17 protein-coding genes and 1 pseudogene are annotated in these 21,065 nt (G+C 64.1%); 9 read left to right on the top strand and 9 right to left on the bottom strand.

Annotation, left to right across the window (positions count from 1 at the left end):
• Window positions 1-28: 28 nt before the first annotated feature.
• The 4 genes from A9W95_RS08260 to A9W95_RS08245 all read right to left on the bottom strand — a co-directional run bounded on the left by A9W95_RS08260 (window position 29) and on the right by A9W95_RS08245 (window position 4,432).
• Window positions 29-2,260 (bottom strand): acyl-CoA dehydrogenase, encoded by a 2,232-nt coding sequence (locus A9W95_RS08260; RefSeq protein ID WP_067410676.1) that lies wholly within the window; start codon window positions 2,258-2,260, stop codon window positions 29-31.
• A gap of 206 nt (window positions 2,261-2,466) precedes the next feature.
• Window positions 2,467-3,288, bottom strand: coding sequence for an alpha/beta hydrolase (locus tag A9W95_RS08255; RefSeq protein ID WP_067410719.1), 822 nt, complete (start codon window positions 3,286-3,288; stop codon window positions 2,467-2,469).
• Window positions 3,289-3,499: 211 nt separating this feature from the next.
• The gene (locus tag A9W95_RS08250) at window positions 3,500-3,916 is read right to left on the bottom strand and encodes a DUF5313 domain-containing protein (protein WP_067410674.1); all 417 of its coding nucleotides are present in this window, start codon (window positions 3,914-3,916) and stop codon (window positions 3,500-3,502) included.
• 30 nt (window positions 3,917-3,946) lie between these two features.
• Window positions 3,947-4,432, bottom strand: a complete 486-nt coding sequence (locus tag A9W95_RS08245; RefSeq protein ID WP_067410672.1) for a MarR family winged helix-turn-helix transcriptional regulator — start codon at window positions 4,430-4,432, stop codon at window positions 3,947-3,949.
• 180 nt (window positions 4,433-4,612) lie between these two features.
• On the opposite strand from A9W95_RS08245, the gene A9W95_RS08240 reads away from it, so the two are divergent.
• The 3 genes from A9W95_RS08240 to A9W95_RS08230 all read left to right on the top strand — a co-directional run bounded on the left by A9W95_RS08240 (window position 4,613) and on the right by A9W95_RS08230 (window position 8,578).
• Complete coding sequence (locus A9W95_RS08240; protein ID WP_067410671.1) at window positions 4,613-5,365, top strand: MBL fold metallo-hydrolase; 753 nt, start codon at window positions 4,613-4,615, stop codon at window positions 5,363-5,365.
• Window positions 5,366-5,783: 418 nt separating this feature from the next.
• Window positions 5,784-7,442 carry a PE family protein gene (locus tag A9W95_RS08235; RefSeq protein WP_067410669.1) on the top strand — a complete coding sequence of 553 codons (1,659 nt, stop codon included), beginning with the start codon at window positions 5,784-5,786 and terminating at the stop codon, window positions 7,440-7,442.
• Between the two features lie 107 nt (window positions 7,443-7,549).
• On the top strand, window positions 7,550-8,578 hold the full coding sequence (locus tag A9W95_RS08230) for an epoxyqueuosine reductase (RefSeq protein WP_067410668.1): 1,029 nt from the start codon (window positions 7,550-7,552) through the stop codon (window positions 8,576-8,578).
• On the opposite strand, the gene A9W95_RS08225 is transcribed toward A9W95_RS08230, so the two are convergent.
• Together A9W95_RS08225 and A9W95_RS08220 are read right to left on the bottom strand one after the other, a co-directional pair.
• Window positions 8,565-9,008 carry a DUF4383 domain-containing protein gene (locus tag A9W95_RS08225; RefSeq protein ID WP_067410666.1) on the bottom strand — a complete coding sequence of 148 codons (444 nt, stop codon included), beginning with the start codon at window positions 9,006-9,008 and terminating at the stop codon, window positions 8,565-8,567. The two genes, A9W95_RS08230 and A9W95_RS08225, sit on opposite strands and share 14 nt — an antisense overlap.
• Before the next feature lie 103 nt (window positions 9,009-9,111).
• Window positions 9,112-9,786, bottom strand: a complete 675-nt coding sequence (locus tag A9W95_RS08220; protein WP_067410664.1) for a glycoside hydrolase — start codon at window positions 9,784-9,786, stop codon at window positions 9,112-9,114.
• Between the two features lie 234 nt (window positions 9,787-10,020).
• Here A9W95_RS08220 and A9W95_RS08215 point away from each other — a divergent pair, with 234 nt between their 5' ends.
• From A9W95_RS08215 to A9W95_RS08200, 4 genes are all read left to right on the top strand, one after another.
• Window positions 10,021-11,511, top strand: a complete 1,491-nt coding sequence (locus A9W95_RS08215) for an MFS transporter (RefSeq protein WP_067410662.1) — start codon at window positions 10,021-10,023, stop codon at window positions 11,509-11,511.
• Between the two features lie 89 nt (window positions 11,512-11,600).
• Window positions 11,601-15,728, top strand: coding sequence for a SpoIIE family protein phosphatase (locus A9W95_RS08210; RefSeq protein WP_067410659.1), 4,128 nt, complete (start codon window positions 11,601-11,603; stop codon window positions 15,726-15,728).
• The gene (locus tag A9W95_RS08205) at window positions 15,728-16,054 is read left to right on the top strand and encodes an STAS domain-containing protein (protein WP_067410656.1); all 327 of its coding nucleotides are present in this window, start codon (window positions 15,728-15,730) and stop codon (window positions 16,052-16,054) included. Before A9W95_RS08210 ends, A9W95_RS08205 begins: the two co-directional genes overlap by 1 nt.
• Window positions 16,055-16,065: 11 nt before the next feature.
• A complete protein-coding gene (locus tag A9W95_RS08200; RefSeq protein WP_253851592.1) occupies window positions 16,066-16,944 on the top strand; it encodes a hypothetical protein in 879 nt (292 codons plus the stop codon).
• Between the two features lies 1 nt (window position 16,945).
• Here A9W95_RS08200 and A9W95_RS08195 read toward each other — a convergent pair whose 3' ends face one another.
• Window positions 16,946-17,785, bottom strand: coding sequence for a DUF1707 domain-containing protein (locus tag A9W95_RS08195; RefSeq protein WP_067410654.1), 840 nt, complete (start codon window positions 17,783-17,785; stop codon window positions 16,946-16,948).
• Between the two features lie 155 nt (window positions 17,786-17,940).
• Here A9W95_RS08195 and A9W95_RS08190 point away from each other — a divergent pair, with 155 nt between their 5' ends.
• Both A9W95_RS08190 and A9W95_RS08185 read left to right on the top strand, forming a co-directional pair.
• Window positions 17,941-19,731, top strand: a complete 1,791-nt coding sequence (locus A9W95_RS08190) for a serine/threonine protein kinase PknE (protein WP_067410651.1) — start codon at window positions 17,941-17,943, stop codon at window positions 19,729-19,731.
• 5 nt (window positions 19,732-19,736) lie between these two features.
• Window positions 19,737-20,222, top strand: a complete 486-nt coding sequence (locus tag A9W95_RS08185) for a polyketide cyclase (protein ID WP_067410648.1) — start codon at window positions 19,737-19,739, stop codon at window positions 20,220-20,222.
• On the opposite strand, the gene A9W95_RS08180 is transcribed toward A9W95_RS08185, so the two are convergent.
• Together A9W95_RS08180 and A9W95_RS27815 are read right to left on the bottom strand one after the other, a co-directional pair.
• Complete coding sequence (locus A9W95_RS08180; RefSeq protein ID WP_067410646.1) at window positions 20,207-20,908, bottom strand: pyrimidine reductase family protein; 702 nt, start codon at window positions 20,906-20,908, stop codon at window positions 20,207-20,209. The two genes, A9W95_RS08185 and A9W95_RS08180, sit on opposite strands and share 16 nt — an antisense overlap.
• A gap of 28 nt (window positions 20,909-20,936) precedes the next feature.
• Window positions 20,937-21,065 (bottom strand): annotated as a pseudogene (locus A9W95_RS27815) (flavin reductase); the annotation flags it as partial.

Genomic DNA, 21,065 nt, shown 5'->3' with positions numbered 1-21,065 from the left:
CCGGCTGCGCGACGGTCCAAAGTGCCGACTAGTTTCGGGGCAGGCCGAGAATCATCGAGGCGATGATCGTCAGCTGTATCTCGGCGGTACCTCCGCCGATCAGTTCGGAGGGCATATCGAAATAGGGTCGTACCACCGGAGGGTCCGACTCCTCGAGCATCGCCAGGCGGCCGGTCAATTCGAGCGTCGCCCTCGACGCGCGGCGAAGCAACATCACCATGGCGTATTTCGCGATGCTCGACGTCGGTCCCGGTGTTTGACCCTCGACCAGGCGCAGGGTTTCGCGCAGAACCATGGCCTTGATTGCAGTGGTGTAGGCCTCGATATCGCCAAGCGCGCAGACCGCCACATCCCGGTCCGCACTGTCGAATTCGGCAATGTGCCGAAGCGCGGCGGAGCGGTCGATATTGACATAGTTTCCGATCGCCGTCCGTTCGACGGCCATGGTGGCCACCGCGAGATCCCAACCGTCACCCGGGTTTCCGACCAGCATGTCGTCCGGGACGAAGACGTCGGTAAAGAAGACTTCGTTGAAGTCGAAGTGTCCGCTGGCCTGCTTGATCGGCTCCACCGTGACACCCGGCGAGGTCATGTCGATGAGGAAGTAGCTGATTCCACGATGCTTGCGCGCGTCGGGGTCGGTACGTGCCAGCAGCGCACCGTAGTGTGCACGGTCGGCCATTGAGGTCCAGATCTTGTGGCCGTTGACCAGCCAACCGCCGTCGACCTTGACCGCACGGGTGCTCAACGACGCCAAGTCCGATCCGGCGCCCGGTTCGCTGAAGAGCTGACACCAACGCTGCACGCCACGCAGGATGGGCCAGGCGAAGCGCTCACGCTGTCGCTCGGATCCACTGTCGAGAATGATGGGCAGGATCCACTCGGCGATGCCCAGCGACGGCCTGATTACGTCGGGACGCTTATCGAACTCCTCGTTGATGATCACCTGCTGTATCGCCGAAGCCCCAATACCCCACGGTGGCGAAAGCTGTGGCGCCACCAGTCCTGCTTCGGCGAGCGCGTCACGTTGTTCACCGAAGGCCAGACCGGGCGCTCTGGCATCGTCCGACGGGTGTTCGTTACGCAGAAGCCGCGCTCGCTCAAGTGTTTCCGATACCGAGGCCCGGAAATCTGACTCAACCTCGCCGAGATTGACTGCGGTAGACCGCCTCGTCGTGCGAGCCAGATCTCCTATCTCGCGACGCCAGCGAGTCATCGGGCCAAGCGATGCCGCCAGGCTGATTGCCCGCCGCCAGTACAGGTGGATGTCGTGTTCCCATGTGTAGCCGATCGCGCCGAACATGGTCAGCGCGTCGAGTGCGAGATCAGGCCCGGAAGCGACGGCCATCAATGCGGCCGAACCGGCGGCGAGCCGATGCTGTTCAATGGATTCGTCCCAGGCGCGCGCCGCATCCCACGCACTGGCCGCGGCTAAATCGGCGTTCACGAGCATGACTGCCGCCTTGTGCTGCATGGCTTGGAAGGCGCCGACCGGTTTGCCGAATTGCTCACGAGTGCGGATGTAGTCCGTCGCTGCCTCCATGCATCGGCGCACGGTGCCAGCCGACGCACACGCTGTGAGAGCCACAACCACACAACGCGCCCGCGGGGTCGACATCCCTGAGAGCTCCGAATCCGCGGCGACCCGGTGGTCGTTGAGATGCAGTACACCGACGTCGGTGCACAAGTCGGTGCCGCTCTGTTGTTCGATGGTGAAGTCCGCGACGTGATCGCTCGTGTCCAGGGCGAACCAGCGTTCGCAGCCGTCCTGGTCGTATGCGACCAATAGAAGCCACTGCGCCGCACACAGACCCAACGTGGAAAGCGTCGAGCCGCTGAGCCGCCAGCCGTCCCCAGTCCGCGTGGCCGCCACATTGGAGTGCTCTGGCAGCACGAGAGCACCGGTGGCGCCGCCAGCAAGGGCGGTCAGCAATGCCGCCGCGGACTCGGCTGGTTGCGCGATGGCCGCTGCGGCGCTTGCGGTTACCGTGCTCAAAAGCGGCCCGGGCAACAACTCTGCGGCGGCCGCCTCGATGACGCACGCGATATCGGTTAGCGTGCCGCCCTGCCCACCGACCGACTCCGGCAGGTGCACTGCGTGAAATCCGTGCGCGGTGAAATCTGCCCACCACGAGGGCAATTCACCCGCCGCGAGGGACTCGAACGCGGACCTCGTCTTGTCTATAGGCGCATGGCGAGACGCGAACCGACGAACCGCGTCGATCAGAGCTTCTTGTTCAGCGGTGATCGCCAGCACCATATGGTCTCAGCCCTCGAGTCGGTTATCCAGCGCTCCGGCACCGATCGAGCGTGAGCGCGACAGGACCCCTGCGGCCGGCTTGTTGAAACGTCGTTCTACGCTATCAAGCACGCTTCAAGGTGGCGCTGGGACTTCCCTTCCACAAGTTTTATTCGCGAATGACCGCGCCGATGGTGCAGAGTGGCAAGGCATTGCGCCGCAAGAGGTCATCGACCGGTTGCGTGGACGACGTGCTCGGCGATGTGAGCGTAAGACCGGACGGTGATATCCGTCGCCTCGCTCATGATGTTGTATCCGTGGTCAACGCCGGGTACCTCGTAGTACTCCACCAACGCTCCGACGGCATCGAGCTTGTCCGCATAACGGCGACCTTCGTCACGAAGCCGGTCGTGCTCGGCTGTCACGATAAGGGCCGGGGCGATGCCGGCTATTCCGTCGGCGTTGTCGCCCCACGCGGGCGATGCAAGCCGGTCGCGCCGTTGCGCCGGGTCAGGAGCATAGGCGGTGTCGAAGATTTCACCCATCCACGGCTTCATGATTGCGCGGCGACCTAGCGTCGACGACTTGTCTCGGGTAGGCGTTACCAAGTCAAGGGGCGCGTAGTGCAACATCTGCAGTGCGATCTGCGGTCCGCGGTGCTCCAAAGCCAGACGGGCCGCGGCAGCGCTCAAGTTACCGCCCGCACTTTGTCCGCCGACACACAGTCGGGTGCCGTCCCATTCCCGCTCTGCGCTCGCCGCCCAGCACACAATGTCATAAATCTGCTGTGCCGCCGAGGGAAAGCGGTGACCTGGGGCAAGCACATAGCTGACATTGATCACCACCACACCGGCCTTCGCGGCCAGATATCGGCACCATGGATCGTCCTGTTCGGGCTGTCCGATCACGAACCCGCCGCTGTGGACGTTGATGTAGACAGGCGGCTTCGTGACGTTGGTCGGCGGGTGAAACAGGGTTGCGGCAGTGCCGCCGTGCCGGGTCGGAACGACCACTTCTGCTGTGCGGCCTTCGATCTCGGGAAAGCGCACCGCGGGCTTGGGCGCCGCGTTCACCGTCGCAGCGAACAGTCGCGCTAGCGTGTCCGCCACCACTGGTACGGACAGGACTGACATCAGAAACGTTCCTTTCGCGAAATCACTAACCACTACGGTCCACACAGTGCCCTGTGAACGAAGTGCCCAATGCTAGTGGCTCAGTGGCGGCTAAGGGTGGGCGGCCGAACGAGTACCGCGACGCTCGCTAGAAGGGGCTGCTATTGGCCTGTCGCTCGGCATCATCCGGGCGCGGTCCGAAACGGCGAACGTAATCTTCGTGCATGCGGGCCTGCCGTTGCCGCTTGAGGGCATCGACCAGGTTGGGGTCGAGACCGTGCTGTGCCAACCGGTGTCGCCGCCAAACCTTGTTCAATGCAAGGGAGATCAGCAACGCCCAAATGAAGAGGGGCGCCGTCATTTCCAGGTGTACATACAGCGACGCGGGAAGCAGCCAGAACGGCGCCAACACCAGGAACGGCGGTATGGCCCAGCGAATCATGTGCCGACGGACTGCCCCGGCACCGGCGAGATCTTCGGCGACCCAAGTGCGCATTGAGCCGGGCAGGTTTCGTCCGTACGAGTAAGTCAGGTATTGCCAGAAGTTGGGTTTGACGTCGGCCACGAGGCCTCCTTCGTTGATGCGGTGACGGAGTCAAGAGTGCAAAGCGCCGGCGGCCAGGGCGGCGGAATTGACTCGGGTGAGAACTTGGTGCAAATGCTCGAGTTCGGCCAACTCCACTCCCAGACTTGCCACCACTGCTGCGGGTATCTCAAGTGCCCGCTCCCGCAAGGCTGTTCCGGCGGCGGTGAGATTGACATCGGTAGACCGCTCGTCGGCACTGTTGCGGGTACGCGTAACCAGGCCGAGGGCTTCCAACCGCTTGAGCATCGGGGAGAGTGTTGCCGAATCCAATTGCAGGGCCGCGGCAATCTGCTTGACGGACATCGGTGCCCGACGCTCCGGTGATTGTTTCTGCTGATCCCATAACGCCAGCATGACCAGGTACTGCGGGTGGGTTAGGCCTAGCGGTTCCAGTAGCGGTCGGTAAACGCCCAGCACCGCCCGGTTGGTGATGGCGAGTGCAAAACACACTTGCCGCTCCAAGGCCAGCGGATCGACGCCCGCAGTGGTTCGCATAATTAAATCGTGCCCTAACTAATCGAACCCTAACAATGTCTGCCTCATCACATGTGCGCAGCGACGGACGCGAAGATCTTGACTCGAGGGTTTCATCGCGCGCGACCGGGTATTGCAGACCATCGAGGGGAGCAGTGGAGCCAACCGGCGTCCAGGCTCGGCCCTGGGAAGTGAGTAGTCATGGCGACCCTGCACCGCGATGCCGCAGAAGGCATCCATCGCATCGAGCATGCCCACGTCAACCTCTACTTGGTCGAGGGTGACCGCGGCGAATACACCGTCGTCGACGCGGGCCTGCCGGGCGTGTGGCCGCACCTGGGCCGGTTGCTCGGGGAAGTGGGCGCCAAACCCGACCAGGTCGCGGCCGTCGTGCTCACTCACGCGCATTTCGACCATGTGGGCGCTGCGTCGGCGATCCAAAAAGAATGGCACCTGCCGGTGTGGAGCCACAGCGACGAGCGCCAACTCGCCGCGCACCCGCTGCGATATCAACATGAACGCAATCGCTTCGCGGTGCCGTTGGCGCACCCGAAATCACTACCCATCATCGCGCGGATGACATTGGCCGGCGCCCTGGTCACCCGCGGTGTTAAGAATGTGCACGTCTTCGACCAGAGCCGTCCGCTGGATGTGCCGGGAAAACCCGCTCCGGTGTTCACGCCGGGGCACACGTTCGGACACACTGCGCTGTATTTCCCGGACCGCAACGCCGTGATCACGGGTGACGCGCTGGTGACGTTGGACCCTTACACCGGCGGCACCGGCCCGCAAATAGTGTCCGGCGCCGCGACGGCCGATAGTGCGCAGGCCCTGGAGTCCCTCACGGTGTTGCGCGACACCGGTGCCACGATCGTGTTGCCAGGACATGGTGAGGTGTGGACCGGCGGCATCGCCGATGCCACCGATCTGGCAACCCGCCGCGGGCCGCACTGACCCGGATGCGATGACCCCGCGCCGTTAGGCGGTGAGGATCGTCGAGCCATGCGTTTTGCGCCTCGAGGTCGCGGTGTGCTTTGGCGGCGCCGTTGAGGTCGTACGTCGCGCCCAACGGTGACCGAGGCAATCCCGGATCGATCACTTCGCATATTTCGTTTGTGCGCCAGGCGGTTTCGTGTGCGATCGGGGTAGAAGTGGGTGCTGTACAGTCGCGACGATAATTTCGCGTCGAACACTTGCCGGGACCGTGTCGAATACCAGCTGCCGCCGGTGAGCTCCGCTGACCTGGGAATATCCTGCTTATTACTGCTGAGTAAAGAATTGCTACTTGAAAGTAAGATCCACGCTATTAATCTCATGTGCAACCGACGGGTGACCGTTGGTCATCGGGCAAAACACATCAAAGGAGATTGATATGTCGTTTGTGGTCGCGGCACCTGAACTGCTGCAAGGTGCGGCCCAGGATCTGGCTGGAATTCGAACCTCGCTGGCCGAAGCCGCAGCGACGGTCTCGGCGCCCACAACTGGCGTCGTGGCAGCGGCTGAAGACGAGGTCTCGCAAGCTATTGCAGCGCTGTTCGGTGACTACGGCCGGCAATTCCAAGCCTTGAGCACCCAGGCGCAAGCGTTTCATCAGCAGTTCGTCGGACTGGTCAATTCCGGAGCCGCCGCCTACGCGAGTGCCGAGGCGGCCAACGTAGAGCACACTCTGCTCGGTGAGTTGGGCGGGCCGGCCCAGTCAATATTCGGAAGCCTGACAGTCGGCTCGAACCTCGGCGGCAGCGTTCAGGCAAGTTTCAATGGCATCTCGACGGCTATCGCCAGCGCCCCGGCCGCGCTGTCAGGCGCGATCCAGACTGGGGGACAGGCTCTCTCGCAGTCCGTCGCTGGATTCGCCGCCAGCCTTAAGGCCCTCGACGCCGGCGCTCCCGGGCTGATCAACGATTTCAGCAGTTTCGCGAACGCGGTGGCCGCCCCGTATCAAGCGCTCGCCGCCAACACATTGAACAACCTGCAAGCCATCGGTAACACCATCGTCGTCAACCCGTTCCCGTTCTTGAGTCAGCTGGTCAACGACCCCATCGGCTATGCCCAGACGATCGGCTCGTCCATCACTTCTGGTGTTGCCGACCTTTCCGCCGAGCTGGCGAATGCCCCGATGGCCATCCAGGCCGGCATCCAGCAACTGGCGGGATTCAACCCCGCGCCGTACGTACAGGGCTTCATCAACAACCAGATCAACTATGCGCAGACAATCGGTACCGGTTTGATCAGCGCCGCCCAAGATTTCGGCGCCGGGCTGCAAATCCTGCCGGCGGGCTTCCAGGCCGCCGCGCTGGATCTGTTGGCGGGCAACAACGTCGCCGCGTACGGGGACATCAACACAGCTCTGGTAAACGCCTTCTTGCCGGGCTTCACCGGGCTTCCAGTAGGGGAGGTGGGTGCCACGGCCTTGATCAACATCGTGCCGGAAGGTCCGCTGGGCGATCTGGCGCCAATATTCAGCATCCCCGCACAGATGGCTCAGAATCTCACCAACCTATTGCCCGCCGGATCGATCCCTGCACAGATCACACAGAACGCGACGAATCTTCTCGGCGCCGTCACCAACTTCGGCACGACGCTCAGCATCAGCGACACGGCCAACCTGAGCTTCGGAATACCACTACAGCTCGTTTTGGACGGAATCGGTGGACCCGTGAACGCGTTAAGCGCGTTGAACTCCAGCTCGGTGGCGTTCACCAGTGCCCTGCAAGCGGGGAACGCTGCGGCTGCGGCTGCCGCCTTGCTGCAAGCTCCGGCGGTTATCGCCGACGGCTTCCTCAATGGCACCACTGTCATCGCATTGCCGCCGGCTCTTGTCGAGTTATTCCCGGGCGCCGTTCTTCCCTCGACCACTTACATCCCTCTCGGCGGGCTGTTGACGCCGCTCACCCTTCCGCAGGTGATTGTCGACCTGGACGGGACGTTGTTGCCGCTCGAGCTTTCGGGCAATACGCCGCTCGGCGGCCTCATTCCCGGCCTGCTGAGCTTCGGGCCCCAGCTTGCTCAGCTCATCACGCCGATCGGATAGTTCCTCATCGAGAAGGGCGCCGGTGCCACCCGGCGTCCTTTTTCGTTTTTCGAGCGGCGGCGAAGAATCATCGGCCGTGCTGAGTATTGTGTACTATACTCAGCACGATGGACAAACTTCCTGCTCGACTGGCCCAACACCCCACCGTCCGAAAGGTGCAGTCACAAACGACGAAGCGGCCCGGCGTACTTGATGCGCAGTCGCTTCGCGAAATGTGCCTGGAAGCCGGCGCCGACGATGTGGCGTTTGCCAGTGTCGACAATCCCGATCTCGCCTCTGAGCGCGAATATGTACAAGCCGCGCTGCCGGGCACCAAAAGCTTCATCTCGCTGGTGGTCAGGATGAACCGCGACAACGTCAGGTCGACCGCACGCAGCGTGGCCAACCAGGAGTTTCACCGCAGTGGGGAAATCATGAATGAGGCGGCGCATCGCATCGTGCGCCGCCTGCAAGACGCCGGCTATCGCGCGCTGAATCCGTCGGCAACGTTCCCCATGGAGATGGACAACTTTCCGGGTCGCATCTGGGTCGTGGCCCACAAACCGGTTGCCGTCGCGGCAGGCCTCGGTGTAATGGGTATACACCGCAATGTAATTCATCCCAAGTTCGGCAACTTCATCCTGCTCGGCACCATCTTGGTCGACGCGCCGGTCAGCAGCTACGGTCAGCCGCTGGACTACAGCCCGTGCCTGGAATGCAAACTGTGCGTAGCGGCGTGTCCGGTCGGCGCAATCGGCAAGAACGGCGAATTCGACTTCGTCGCATGCTCGGTGCACAACTATCGAGAATTCATGGGCGGATTCACTGACTGGGTGCAAACCGTCGCAGACAGTAGCAGCGCGGATGAGTTCCGTTCTCGGGTGACCGATTCGGAGAACGCTTCGATGTGGCAGAGCCTGGCGTTCAAGCCCAATTACAAGGCCGCTTATTGTCTCGCGGTGTGCCCGGCGGGAGAAGATGTCATCGAGCCCTACCTCGAGGATCGCAAGGGTTTCCTGGATCTGGTTCTGAAACCGTTGCAGGAGAAGAAGGAAACGCTATACGTGCTACCTAATTCGAACGCTAAGGCACACGCTGAACGCCGTTATCCGAACAAGCGGGTGAAGGTCGTCGACAGCGGCATCAGTGGTCGCTAGGGCTTTTCCGCAGATCGCTGAGCGAGTTCTTGAGCCCGCCGTCCATGCGAATCTGGATGGCGGCTACCGCAATCATCAACGCCGCGCTGCACAGATGCACGATGGCGTCGGTGGTGTTGTGTGGGAAGGTGAAGACGTACGCAACCTGCTGCGAGAAGAAGGCCCAAAGCCCCGGCAGCGCACCGGCTACCGCTGCCAGAAGCAAGTACAACACCGACCATGACTTGCGGGCCGCGAACGCGAAACCGGGCGCGAACAGCGCCAACCCGGCGACGGCGTGCCAGCCGTTGTAATCCATGCCGAACAGTTGAATGGTCGGGGCGTTAGGTCCAGTTGCAAAGCTGGGTTCGAGGATCAGGCCAATCACCGCCTGGGCGACATGGAAAGCGCAAATGACCAGGAGGCCGACTTGAGCGAAGCTCCACTTCATTGCGTGTCTCCGTCGAACGGGCTAACAGGATGCCCGAATACTACGCTCGGTAGTAGTTACGCACAATTGGAATCAGCCGACACCGAATTCGGTTACTGCGACGTCACTCTGGCGGCATCGGGGTCATGGAGCCGATGTAGTAGGTCTCGTGGCCGGTGGGATATCCGCCGCCGTCAGTGGCGATATGAACGTGGTCGTAATGGTTGAGGGTTTCGGATCCGTAGTCCGCCGTCCAACTTCCCGAACCCACACCGGGATAGATCTTCTGCCGCCAGATCACATGCGAGATGCCCCACCGTTTGGCATTGGCCAACGCGTAGCCGGCTATCTGGGTGCCGAGTTCGATCCCTTCCGGAGACTCGTGATTCGGAATCATCACGTCTATCGCCAACCCGTTGGGATGCCACTTCAACGCATCTTGCCGGTACCCATAGATGGTCTTGATTTGAGGAAAGAGCACGCTGATAGCGCGGGCTGCCCAAATGGTCTTGACTTGCAACCCCTGCTCAGATGCGACGCCCGCAGGCAACGACAGCTGAAAATCTTGAGCGGCGATGGGGGCATTCGAAGCGAGCATCTCCGCTTCGGCGGGACTGGCGGTGTGCGTAGCGTTCGCGGGTGGCGATGCGGATGCCGCAACCGTCGCACTCGGTGCCGCCGCCTCGACGTGTGGTGGCGGCGTTTTGCTCTGGGCATAGACCATGGCGGCAGAGACGACGAGCGAGGCCGCGATTGCCAACCAGCGGCCCCGGCCGTTGGCTAACACGGCGGTGCCCACGAAAGAGCACTCTAGTGTCGTATGCGACGCATGTGACAGCTTTTCGACAGCAAACGGTCAAGATTCTCAGGTTGCGAATCGTCGAGGGGCCGGCTCTTGACCGGCCTCGCCGGCCCTTCTAACCTCGTGCGGGCTTCGGCCTCGCCCGTGCTCCCCCCGGGCGCCGACGCGGATTTGTTATAGACCGGGCCGCCGTGGGGTACGTCGTCTCTGTCCATTCAGATTGGAGCCAGCATGAGCGCAGGCGCGCAGACCGGAACCATCACGACTCAGGTACCAGCACGACTCGACCGGTTGCCGTGGTCGAAGTTCCACTGGCGGATCGTCGTCGGCCTCGGTGGCGTGTGGATTCTGGACGGGCTCGAGGTCACCATGGTCGGCAACGTGTCCTCCCGGCTGACCGAGAAGGGCAGCGGCATCAACTTGACCCCGGCTCAGATCGGTGTGGCGGCGGCGTTCTACATCGCTGGCGCCTGTGCGGGCGCATTGTTCTTCGGGCACCTGACCGACCGCTTCGGCCGGCGCAATCTGTTCATTCTGACCCTTGCGGTGTACCTGGTCGCCACTGTGGCAACGGCTTTCGCCTTCGCGCCGTGGTACTTCTACCTTGCGCGATTCTTGACCGGCTCGGGTATCGGCGGCGAATACGCGGCGATCAACTCGGCTATCGACGAGCTGATTCCCGCGCGGGTACGCGGACGAGTGGACCTGATCATCAACGGCACCTATTGGCTGGGTTCGGCCGCAGGTGCCGCCGGCTCACTGCTGCTGCTCAACACCTCCTACTTCCCGCAGAACATCGGATGGCGACTCGCCTTCGGTATCGGCGCCATCTTCGGCATCTTCGTCCTGCTGGTTCGGCGCAATGTTCCGGAGAGTCCGCGGTGGTTGTTCATCCACAACCGCGACCAAGAGGCCGAGGAAACAGTCGGTCAGATCGAAGCGGAGGTACAGCGGCAGACCGGCCAACCGCTTCCCGAACCGCAGGGAAAGCCGCTGAAAATACGTCAGCGCGAGACCATTTCGTTCCGGGAGATAGCCCGAGTCGCCTTCACGCTGTATCCCCAACGGGCGGTACTCGGCTTGGCCTTGTTCATTGGGCAGGCGTTCCTCTACAACGGCGTGACATTCAACCTGGGCACCTTGTTGAGCGGCTTCTACGGCGTCCAATCCGACAAAGTCCCGTTGTTCTTCATTCTGTGGGCATTGAGCAACTTCGCCGGTCCACTGGTGTTGGGCCACCTGTTCGACACGATTGGGCGCAAGAAGATGATCACGGCGTCGTACCTCGGTTCTGCCGCCGTGGCCGTTGTGCTCGCCGTGGTGTTCTTGACCCACACGGGTGGGGTATGGGCGTTCATCGGCGTCCTCGCGGTGACGTTCTTCCTGGCATCGGCCGGCGCAAGCGCCGCCTATTTGACCGTCAGCGAGATCTTCCCGATGGAGACCCGAGCGCTGGCGATCGCCTTCTTCTACGCACTGGGAACAGCGATCGGCGGCATCACGGGCCCGTTGCTGTTCGGTCAGCTGATCGAGTCCGGCCAGCGCGGCCACGTTGTCTGGTCGTTCCTCATCGGAGCAGCGGTGATGGCTATCGGCGGCCTGGTCGAGTTGTGGCTGGGCGTGGCCGCTGAGCAACGTTCGTTGGAAGACCTGGCCTTGCCGTTGACGGTGGCCGACGCCGAAGCCGAGCAACTTCCTTCGGATGACAACACACCGGGCTGACAAAATACTGGCGACGCCGTCTCGCCGAATGGTTCTCTTTTAAGAAGAGTCGCTGACCACTCCCTCTGGGACGGTCACAGTTCGAGAGGATGGACGTGGTCTTCCGCGCAGACCAGGAGATCGCACGCGATCTCGCGGCCGTCGATTGGGCCTCCACGCCGCTAGGGCCGGTGGACGACTGGCCGCAGAGCCTTCGGACCGCCGTGAATATCTTGCTCGCTTCGCGGTTCCCCATGTGGATGGGCTGGGGACCCGAACTGACCTTCTTCTGCAATGCCGCGTACCGCCGCGACACCCTCGGCCGCAAATACCCTTGGGCGCTGGGTCGTCCGGCCAGCGAAGTGTGGACCGAAATCTGGCCGGACGTCGGACCCCGCGTCGACCACGTCCTATCCACCGGCGAAGCGACCTGGGATGAGGCTTTGATGCTGATCCTGGAACGCTCGGGCTACCCCGAGGAGACATACCACACCTTCTCCTACAGCCCGCTGCGCGACGAGGACGCCGGCGTAGTCGGGATGCTCTGCGTGGTCAGCGAAGACACCGCTCGGGTGATCGCACAGCGTCGCATCGCGACGTTGCGCGACTTGGGCTCTGACCCGAGCGTGGTGCGTACCGAGCGAGAAATGCTGGACTTCGCCGCAGACCAGCTCGCGAACAACCCTTACGACCTTCCGTTCACCCTGACCTACCTGTTCGGCGACGACGGTGCGGCTCACCTGGCCGGTGCCAGCGGGATCACACCGGGCCATCCGGTGGCACCGGAAGTCGTTCGCGGACAGACTGATTCGATATGGCCCGTCGAAAGGGCGGCGCGAGGTGAGACGCAACTAGTGGACTTCGACGGCGCCTCGTCGGAGCTGCCGACGGGCGCCTGGCACGGACCCCCGGTGCAGGCGTTGGTCGTGCCGCTGCTGCAACAGGGCGGTGCGCCGGTCGGGTTCTTGGTCGCCGCGCTCAACCGCTACCGTCCATACGACGACGGCTACCGCGGCTTTGTCGAGTTGGTGGCCGGGCACATCGCCGCCGGGGTGTGCAGCGCGCGCAGTTACCGGGCCCAGCAACAGCGCGCCGAAGAACTGGCCGAACTCGACCGGGCCAAGACAACGTTCTTCTCCAATATCAGTCACGAATTCCGCACGCCGCTCACCCTGATACTTGGCCCGGTCGACGATCTGCGCAACCGCCCCACCGCTCCGGACGAGGGGTCCCGTCACGAACTGGACCTGGTGCACCGCAACGCGTTACGGCTGGCCAAGCTGGTCAACACGCTGCTGGACTTCTCCCGCATCCAAGCCGGCCGCATGCAGGCACTGTTCGAACCCATCGACCTGTCCGCCGTGACTGCCGAGTTGGCCAGCGTTTTCCGCTCCGCGATCGAGCGCGCAGGCCTGACATTCACCGTGGAGTGTCCACCCCTCGACGAACCGGTGTACCTCGACCGTGAGATGTGGGAAAAGGTGGTCCTCAACCTGCTCTCCAACGCGTTGAAGTACACCTTCGACGGCTCGATCACGGTCCGCACCAGCCGCCAAGGTGCCGATGCGGTAGTCACCGTCAGCGATACCGGTATCGGCGTTCCGGCGCAGCAGATTCCCCGGTTGTTCGAGCGTTTCCACCGCATCGAGAGCGCGCGCGCTCGTTCCACCGAGGGCAGCGGCATCGGGCTGGCGCTGGTAAAGGAATTGGTCAGCCTGCACGGTGGCACCATCAGCGCGGAAAGCCGGGAAGGCATGGGCACCGCCTTCACCGTGCGGTTGCCGTTCGGTACGGCGCACTTGCCGGCCGACGAGATCGGTTCACCGGCGGCCGCGCGGCCCGTCCCCGGTGCGACCGCGCAACCGTACCTTCAAGAAGCGTTGCGGTGGCTGCCCACCGGATCTACGCCGCCCGACACCGGCAGCACCGCGACCATGACCGCGATCGCGCCGACCGAGACTGCCGGCGAACGGGTTCGCGTGGTCGTCGCCGACGACAACACCGACATGCGCGAGTATCTGACCAACCTGTTGCGAACGTCCGGCTACGAGGTGACTGCCGTGACCGACGGCAGACAAGCGCTCGAAGCCATCCGCTCTCAGCTGCCTGAGATCGTCGTCAGTGACGTCATGATGCCGAACATCGATGGTCTGCAACTGCTCGCAACGCTGCGTAACGATCCGCGGACCGCCGCCCTGCCGGTCTTGCTGCTCTCCGCTCGTGCCGGCCAGGAAGAGTCGATCGAAGGGTTGCTGGCCGGTGCCGACGACTACCTCGTCAAGCCATTCGCCGCCGCGGAGCTGCTTGCGAGGGTGCGGGCCAACGTCGAACTCGCCCGCTTGCGCAGCCATCAAGCCCGCTGGCGCACCGCTCTGGTCGACTCTTTGCAGGAAGCGTTCTTCGTCTGTGACGAACATGGTGCGGTCATCGAGATCAACGCCGCGTTCACCGAAATCCTCGGATACGGCCCCGAGGATCTGCCCTATGAACCTATCCACCCATGGTGGCCGGACGCCGAAACAGATCCCGAGTCGTTCCGGGAAGTCGAATCCGCATTCGAGACAATGCTGAACCGAACGCACGGCGCATTCACAGTTCCGGTGCGGCACCGCGACGGGCACCGGCGGTGGGTCGCGGCCACGTTCAACCACGCCGACGACCCCGCGACGGGCCGGCGAGTGATGGTGGGCACCCTTCGCGATGTCACGGCTGAACACTACGTCGCGCAGCGCCAGACCGCCCTCGCGGCATTGAATCAGCAACTGGCGCAAGCTGACACGCTCGATGACGCGCTGCGCGGAGCCGCCCAGGAGCTGCTGGGCGTATGGAAGGCGCGACGGATCCTGGCGCTGACGTTCGACGACACCGCCCACGCCACTGCGCCGCATTTGGTTTGCGCCGGTGAGCCGATGCAGTGGGGAGATCTGGCGCTCGGTGAGCAACAACGCTTTGCGGCATTGCGGCACGGCGACTTGCTCACTCCGGTCACCGAGTCAGCCGGCGCTGCCGGTATCGCTTTGCAGCATCCTGCAGGGGTGTTGGTCATCTGGGTCGAGTTGTCCGAGCGCCGACCGTTCACCCCGGAGGATCAAACGCTGCTCACTGTGCTCAGCGGCCGGCTGGGTCAGGGCTTGCAGCGGGTCTACCAATTGGACCGGCAACGTGAAACCGCGGTAGCGCTGCAACGAGCAATGCTCGGACCAGTGCAGCTGCCCGAAGGGTTTGCAGTGCGGTACCACCCGGCGAGCCGCCCACTGAAGGTCGGCGGTGACTGGTATGACGTCGTGGACCTCGACAAGGGCCGGGTAGCGCTGATCGTGGGCGACTGCGTCGGGCATGGTCTGGGCGCCGCCACGGTGATGGGCCAGCTACGCAGCGCTTGCCGGGCCCTGCTGCTCGAGGAGTCCGGGCCCAGCGCAGCGCTTGCGGGTCTCGACCGTTTCGCCGCCCGATTGCCGGGTGCACGCTGCACCACCGCGTTCTGCGCCGTACTGACTCTGGACACTGGCGAACTCGTCTACGCCAACGCCGGCCACCCGCCGCCCATCCTGGTACACGCCGACGGCACCACCGTGAGGCTCGACGGGGGGCATGGGCTGCCCTTGGCATTGCGGCCGGACTGGTCACGAACCGAAGCGCAGGTCACCATGCCGCCGCGCGCCACGCTGTTGCTCTACACCGACGGGCTGGTCGAGCGCCGGGGGCACACCATCGACGACGGAATGACGCGAGCCGCCGACCTCGTCCAACAAGGCCGATCACAATCCATCGACGAGGTCGCCGACCAACTCATGACGCGGCTGGAGCCGGGCGGTGGCTATCCGGATGACGTCGCCATGCTGCTTTATCGCCAGCCCGCGCCGCTCACCCTCAACTTCGTCGCCGACGCCAACCACCTGGGACCCAGCCGGGCCGCGCTGCGCAGCTGGCTCAAACAGGCCGGGGTCGAGCCGGATCAGATCCAAGACGTCCTCATCGCCGCCGGAGAAGCCGTCGCCAACGCGATCGAGCACGGTCACCGTGACCGCCCCGAGGGCACCGTCTGCCTTCGGGCCACCGCGGTCGTCGACCGGCTGCATGTGACCGTGACCGATAGCGGCAGCTGGAAGCCGCCGCGAGAAACTCCCGGAGTCAGTCGCGGCCGAGGCATCACACTGATGCAGGGGCTCATGGAGAACATGACCATTCACTCCGACGACGCCGGTACCACAGTTCAGATGTACGCAAGGATCTCTTGATGGCCACACAGCTCACCCTCAACACGGACCGTGGCGCGGACGGGACGCCGAGGGTGACTGCTACCGGGGAGATCGATCTCAGCAACATCGAACAGTTCACTCAGGCGCTCAGTTCGGCCAGTGGCGGCACTCGCCGGCCGATCACCATCGATCTCAGTGCGGTGAGGTACGTCGACAGCGCCGGCATCAACGCGCTTTTCGACCATGCGGACGAAGTCGACCGGCTGCGGGTCATTGTGCATCCGTTGTTGGTCCGAGTGCTCACCATCAGTGGTTTCAGCAAAATCGCAACCGTCGAAACCGCCCCGCCCGCCGAAGACAGGTAGAGCAGCGTCGGATGGCGGAGCTGGAGACGCCGATGCGTCGGCACCTGCGCGCGGCGCTGCGAGCGGTGGTGCGTGCGTCGGCGCCCCGTCCGGCCTCCGCGGTGCGAGCGGCCAGCGGTTTCAACCAAAAGCTGTGGCCTGCAGTGCGTTCCGAGATCCGTTGGGCGTTCACGCCGCCCCGTACCTGGATGAGCGGTGTGGTGACGAATCTGTTCCTGGCCATCGGTTGGCTCGCGGTGCAGCCGTTGGCTTCACACGGTCACCAGACGCGTCACTACCACCATCACCACCTGGACTGGGTGGTGCTGGTCAGCGCCTACTTCTCTTCGTTCGTGCTGGCCGACGTGACCACGACGAACGTGCTGGGCGGCGACCACTACCGCGTCGCCAAGGGATTGTCCGACGGCACGCCGTTGTGGCGAATGCTGTTAATCAAGAACTTGGCGCTGCTCGCCCTGGTGGGTTTGCCGACGCTGTTGGTGGCGATGGCGCTGACGCTGCAGCTGGAATCCCCGCAGCGCCTTGGGGTCACCATCCCCAACGTCGCGGTCCCGATCTTGTCGTGGCTCGGGGTCGGAAATGTCGTCTCCGTGCTGCACCCGGTGGCCGCCGAGCCGCTGGTTCGGCGGTGGCGACAACGCCACGAGGTGCGTCGCATCGGCGCCTGGATCGCGGCCCTGGTGCTGCCCTACGCGGTCTATTACGTCGCCGACCCGATGGACGGGGTGGAGCACAAGGTGCTATGGACTCAACTGCCCGCGGCAATCGGACCGGTCTTGGGCCGCGACACCAAAAGCTTCGTGCATCTCGGTGTCGCGGCAGCGGTCTGGGCCGCCGGCTTGGTCGCGGCTGACTTGTGGGTCCGCATGCGCGGCCTGCGGATGAGGTGACTTACCGGGGCGGGCGGTCGATTTCGGCGATGCTGCCGTCCGCGCCGACCACGATGGATCCGCTGCGCCGGGTGTTGTCCGAGACGTGGATATTCAGGTACAGCGTGCCGTCTTTGCGGCTCTGGATCGCCAGGAAGGTCTGCGGCGCTTCGTAGAGCGCGAGAGTGTTCGGTGCCTCGCGCGCCACGTCCAGCACCGCCTGCACGTCGAACTTGCTGAGGTCGCCGACACCGGATCCGGAGAAGACGGCGGTGCTGGGGCCGCGGTTGGTCCAACCGCCATTGCGGTAGATCCACTCCACGATCTTGTGGGCGTTGGCGGTGTCCGGACGCTGCAGCACCGCCTTGTCCGGATAGATGTTCAGCTGGTAACCCAGGTTGTCACCGAACTGGGTTCGCATCTGCGCCAACACTTCGGTCACCCCACTGAGCGTGAGCAGCTGTGGCGGTGGCTGCGGCGACATGGTCGTCGTTGTCGGCGCACCGAGGCTGACCGTGACGCTCGGCGCGGATGGGGTGGACACCGTGGCGGCATGCGACGTCGGCTTGCGGTGCAGTCCCCACGCAACGCCGACAGTCAACAACACCAACGCCAGTGCCACCGAGAGTCGAATGCCCCAGGTGCGCACTGATACTGGTGGAGACGACGGTGGCGGCGGCTTACGAATTTGCAGATCCGACACCAGCGAATCCAGTTCGCCCAAGGTCAGGGCCCTGGTGGCAGCGCTCACCCGCTCACGGTGCTCTTCGGCCGACAGCTGGCCGTCGCCCAGCGCGGCGTCCAGCATCTGACAGATTGCATTGCGGTCGTCATCGGTCGCTCGGGTGTTGTCGCTGACCACAGCGACATCGTAAGAGGACCGACACGTTTGCGCGCCGCTTCCGCGGGTCAGCTTCGACGTCATTACGCCCGACAGCGCTCACAGCCGTTAGCCTTATCCCTGCACGCCACCGCGCACTGGTTTGCTGCGCAGGGATGGCTTCATGAGGAGTCGGGATGAGTGACACCGCGGAATCGCGGGAGGGTACGCAAGTCGGGCCGTATCGGCTGCGACGGCTGGTTGGCAGCGGCGCGATGGGCGACGTCTATGAGGCAGAGGACACCTCGCGTGAGCGCGTGGTCGCGCTGAAGCTGATGTCGCGATCGCTGTCCAGCGATCCGGTCTTCCGCGCCCGCATGCAGCGCGAAGCGCGGACGGCGGGACGGTTGCAAGAGCCGCACGTGGTTCCGATTCACGACTACGGCGAGATCGACGGCCAGCTTTACGTCGACATGCGCTTGATCGACGGCAAAGACCTCGCCGCCACGTTGAAGCGCTACGGGCCGCTGCCCCCGCCGCGGGCGGTGGCTGTGGTGCGCCAGATCGGCTCGGCGCTCGACGCCGCGCACGCCGCTGGCGTCACCCACCGGGATGTCAAACCGGAGAACATTCTGATCAGCGCCGACGACTTCGCCTATCTGGTCGATTTCGGAATCGCCAGCGCCACCAACGACGAGAAGCTGACACAGTTGGGTAGCACCGTCGGAACGCTCTACTACATGGCTCCGGAGCGGTTCGGCGACGGTGAAGTCACCTACCGAGCCGACATCTACGCGCTGGCTTGCGTGCTCTACGAGTGCTTGACCGGATCGCCCCCGTTCCGAGGCGATCAGCTCAGCGTGATGGGCGCACATCTGCATCAACCGATTCCGCGACCCAGCACTGCGCGGCCCGGCATCCCGGTTGCCTTCGACGAAGTGATCGCGCGCGGTATGGCAAAAAACCCGGCGGACCGCTACGCGACCTGCGGTGATCTGTCCGCGGCCGCCTACGCGGCCCTGACCACGCCCGACCAGGGCCGAGCCATTGACATCCTGCAACGCAGTCAATCGGATGTGCCCGCCGGGTTCGCCAATCCCTCTGGCTTCTACCCACCAACGCCCACCCCGAGCCACGGCGTGCCACAGGGCGCGGCATGGCCGGCGCCCTCGGGTGCCTGGTCGCCGGCCGCGCCCAGCGCTGTGATGCCCCAGCCGCAGACCGGATGGGGCGGCGCCCCGCCATGGGGTCAAGCCCCACCGCAGGCCAACGGTGGAGTGCTACGCAAGCCGTGGCTTTGGGTCGGTGTGGCCGTCGTCGCGACGCTGGCCATCGCGGGCGCGCTCATCGTCGCGTTCGTCCACCCGCCCAAGGCCGGCCCGCCGCGGGCCACGCCATCGTCACCGGCACCGCCCCCGCCAGACGCGGTGCAACTGCAAGTCCTTAGCGACGGTGTATCGATCGGCAGTTCGGTAGCGCCGACGACAATCGACGTGTTCAACGAACCGATGTGCCCGCCCTGCGGCGCCTTCATCCGGTCGTATGCCACTGATATCGACACCGCGGTGAACAGCAAGAAGTTGACAGTGCGTTATCACTTGCTCAACTTCCTCGACGACAAGTCGCACACGAAGAACTACTCGACCCGCGCGGTGGCGGCGACTTACTGCGTCGCAGCGCAAAACGACGCCAAGGCCTATACACAGTTCTACTTCGGGTTGTTCGCCAGCGACTTCCAGCCGCAAGAGGGTGCGGCCTCCGATCGGACCGACGCCGAACTCGCCCACCTGGCCCAGACCAGCGGCGCCAACGCTTCGGCGATCAACTGCATCAAGTCCGGAGCCGACCTGGGCACCGCGCAGACGAAAGCCACCAACGCCGATGCAACGCTCGCACGTTTCAATGCCACCGGTACGCCGTTCGTGTGGGACGGAAGCAGTTCGGTCAACATGCAAGACCCGAGCTGGCTGACCAAGTTGATCGGTTAGCAAAAATGACCGAACGCATCGAGGTGCAGCGCACCATCGAGGCCCCGGCGCCGGACATCTTCGCGGTGCTGTGTGACCCGCAAGGACACGTCGCCATCGACGCCTCCGGAATGCTCCAGGAAGCCGACGGCGAACCGGTCCGGGCCGTCGGGGACAGCTTCGTCGTGCACATGGACCGCGAAGCCCTCAACGATTACCCGCAGCTGGGTAAGTACGACGTCACCGTGTCCATCACGGAATTCGAGCGAGACCGGCTCATCGCGTGGACCATCCTCGGCCAACTCCGCCCCCAGATCGGTCACGTCTATGGCTACCGGCTGCAGCCTCTCGACGATTCCCCGGCGACCGTGGTCACCTCCTTCTACGACTGGTCGAACATCGACCCGAAGTGGCGAGAAGCGGAAATCTTCCCGGTGCTGTCCGAGGGCGCGCTGCGCGCCACCTTGGGCATCCTCGACCGAACCGTACGACGCGGCTATCCGCGCGGTTGACGCCGGTATTTCAAGAACAGGTAGTCGTCGTACACCAAACCGTGTTCGAGCGCCATCTCGACCGGCATGGCCAACCCGGAGGGCTGCAGGTGCTGACGCACCGGCTGATTCGCGGCCAACTTCGGAGCCAGCGTCACACAGATCTCGTCGACAGCGTCGTTCTCCACCAGCTCGTCGAGCAGCGTCGGCCCACCCTCGCACAAGATCCGACGCAGGCCCCGCTCACGTAGCAGTTCCAACGCGCCAACCACGTCCACTGACTCCTCGCCGGCCACCAGCACCTGCAACCCGCCGGGCAAGTCGTCTCGCGCCGCGGTCTGAGCACAGGTCAACAGGATCGGTGGCTGTTCGGAATCGCTCAACAATCGACCGGGCAATTCACCGCTGCGGCTGACCACCGCGATGGGTGGAGGGCGGGTGTGCCCGTCGCGGTGCCGGGCAGTTCGCTGCTCGTCGGTGAGGTGAACCGGACCGTAGTTTTCGGCACGAGCCGTACCGGCGCCCACCAACACCACGTCGGCGAACCCGCGCAGGACCCGTAGCAGCCGCTGATCAGTGGGACAGGACAAGGAACCGGCCCGGCCGGCGAACGCCGCCGCGCCATCGGCGCTGAAAATCATGTTGGCGCGCAACCCGTCCGGGGGCTGGGCGTAGTGGGCGGCCAACTCGTCGATCCCGCCGACCATGCCGACGAGAGGCCAGTCGCTCACCGGCTCACGCCTCGTGGCCCGGTTCCAGGTGGCGCACGTCGTTGAAGGAGACCAAGTCCTTCAACTCGTCCGGCTGCTCCCCGGCCACCGGCTGCAGCAGATGCCCGACGTGATCGCCGAGGGCGAAGCGCTG

Origin of the sequence: Mycobacterium sp. 1423905.2 (assembly GCF_001673155.1) — a bacterium.
Taxonomy (GTDB): Bacteria; Actinomycetota; Actinomycetes; order Mycobacteriales; family Mycobacteriaceae; genus Mycobacterium.
This window is presented reverse-complemented; position numbering and strand designations above follow the sequence as displayed.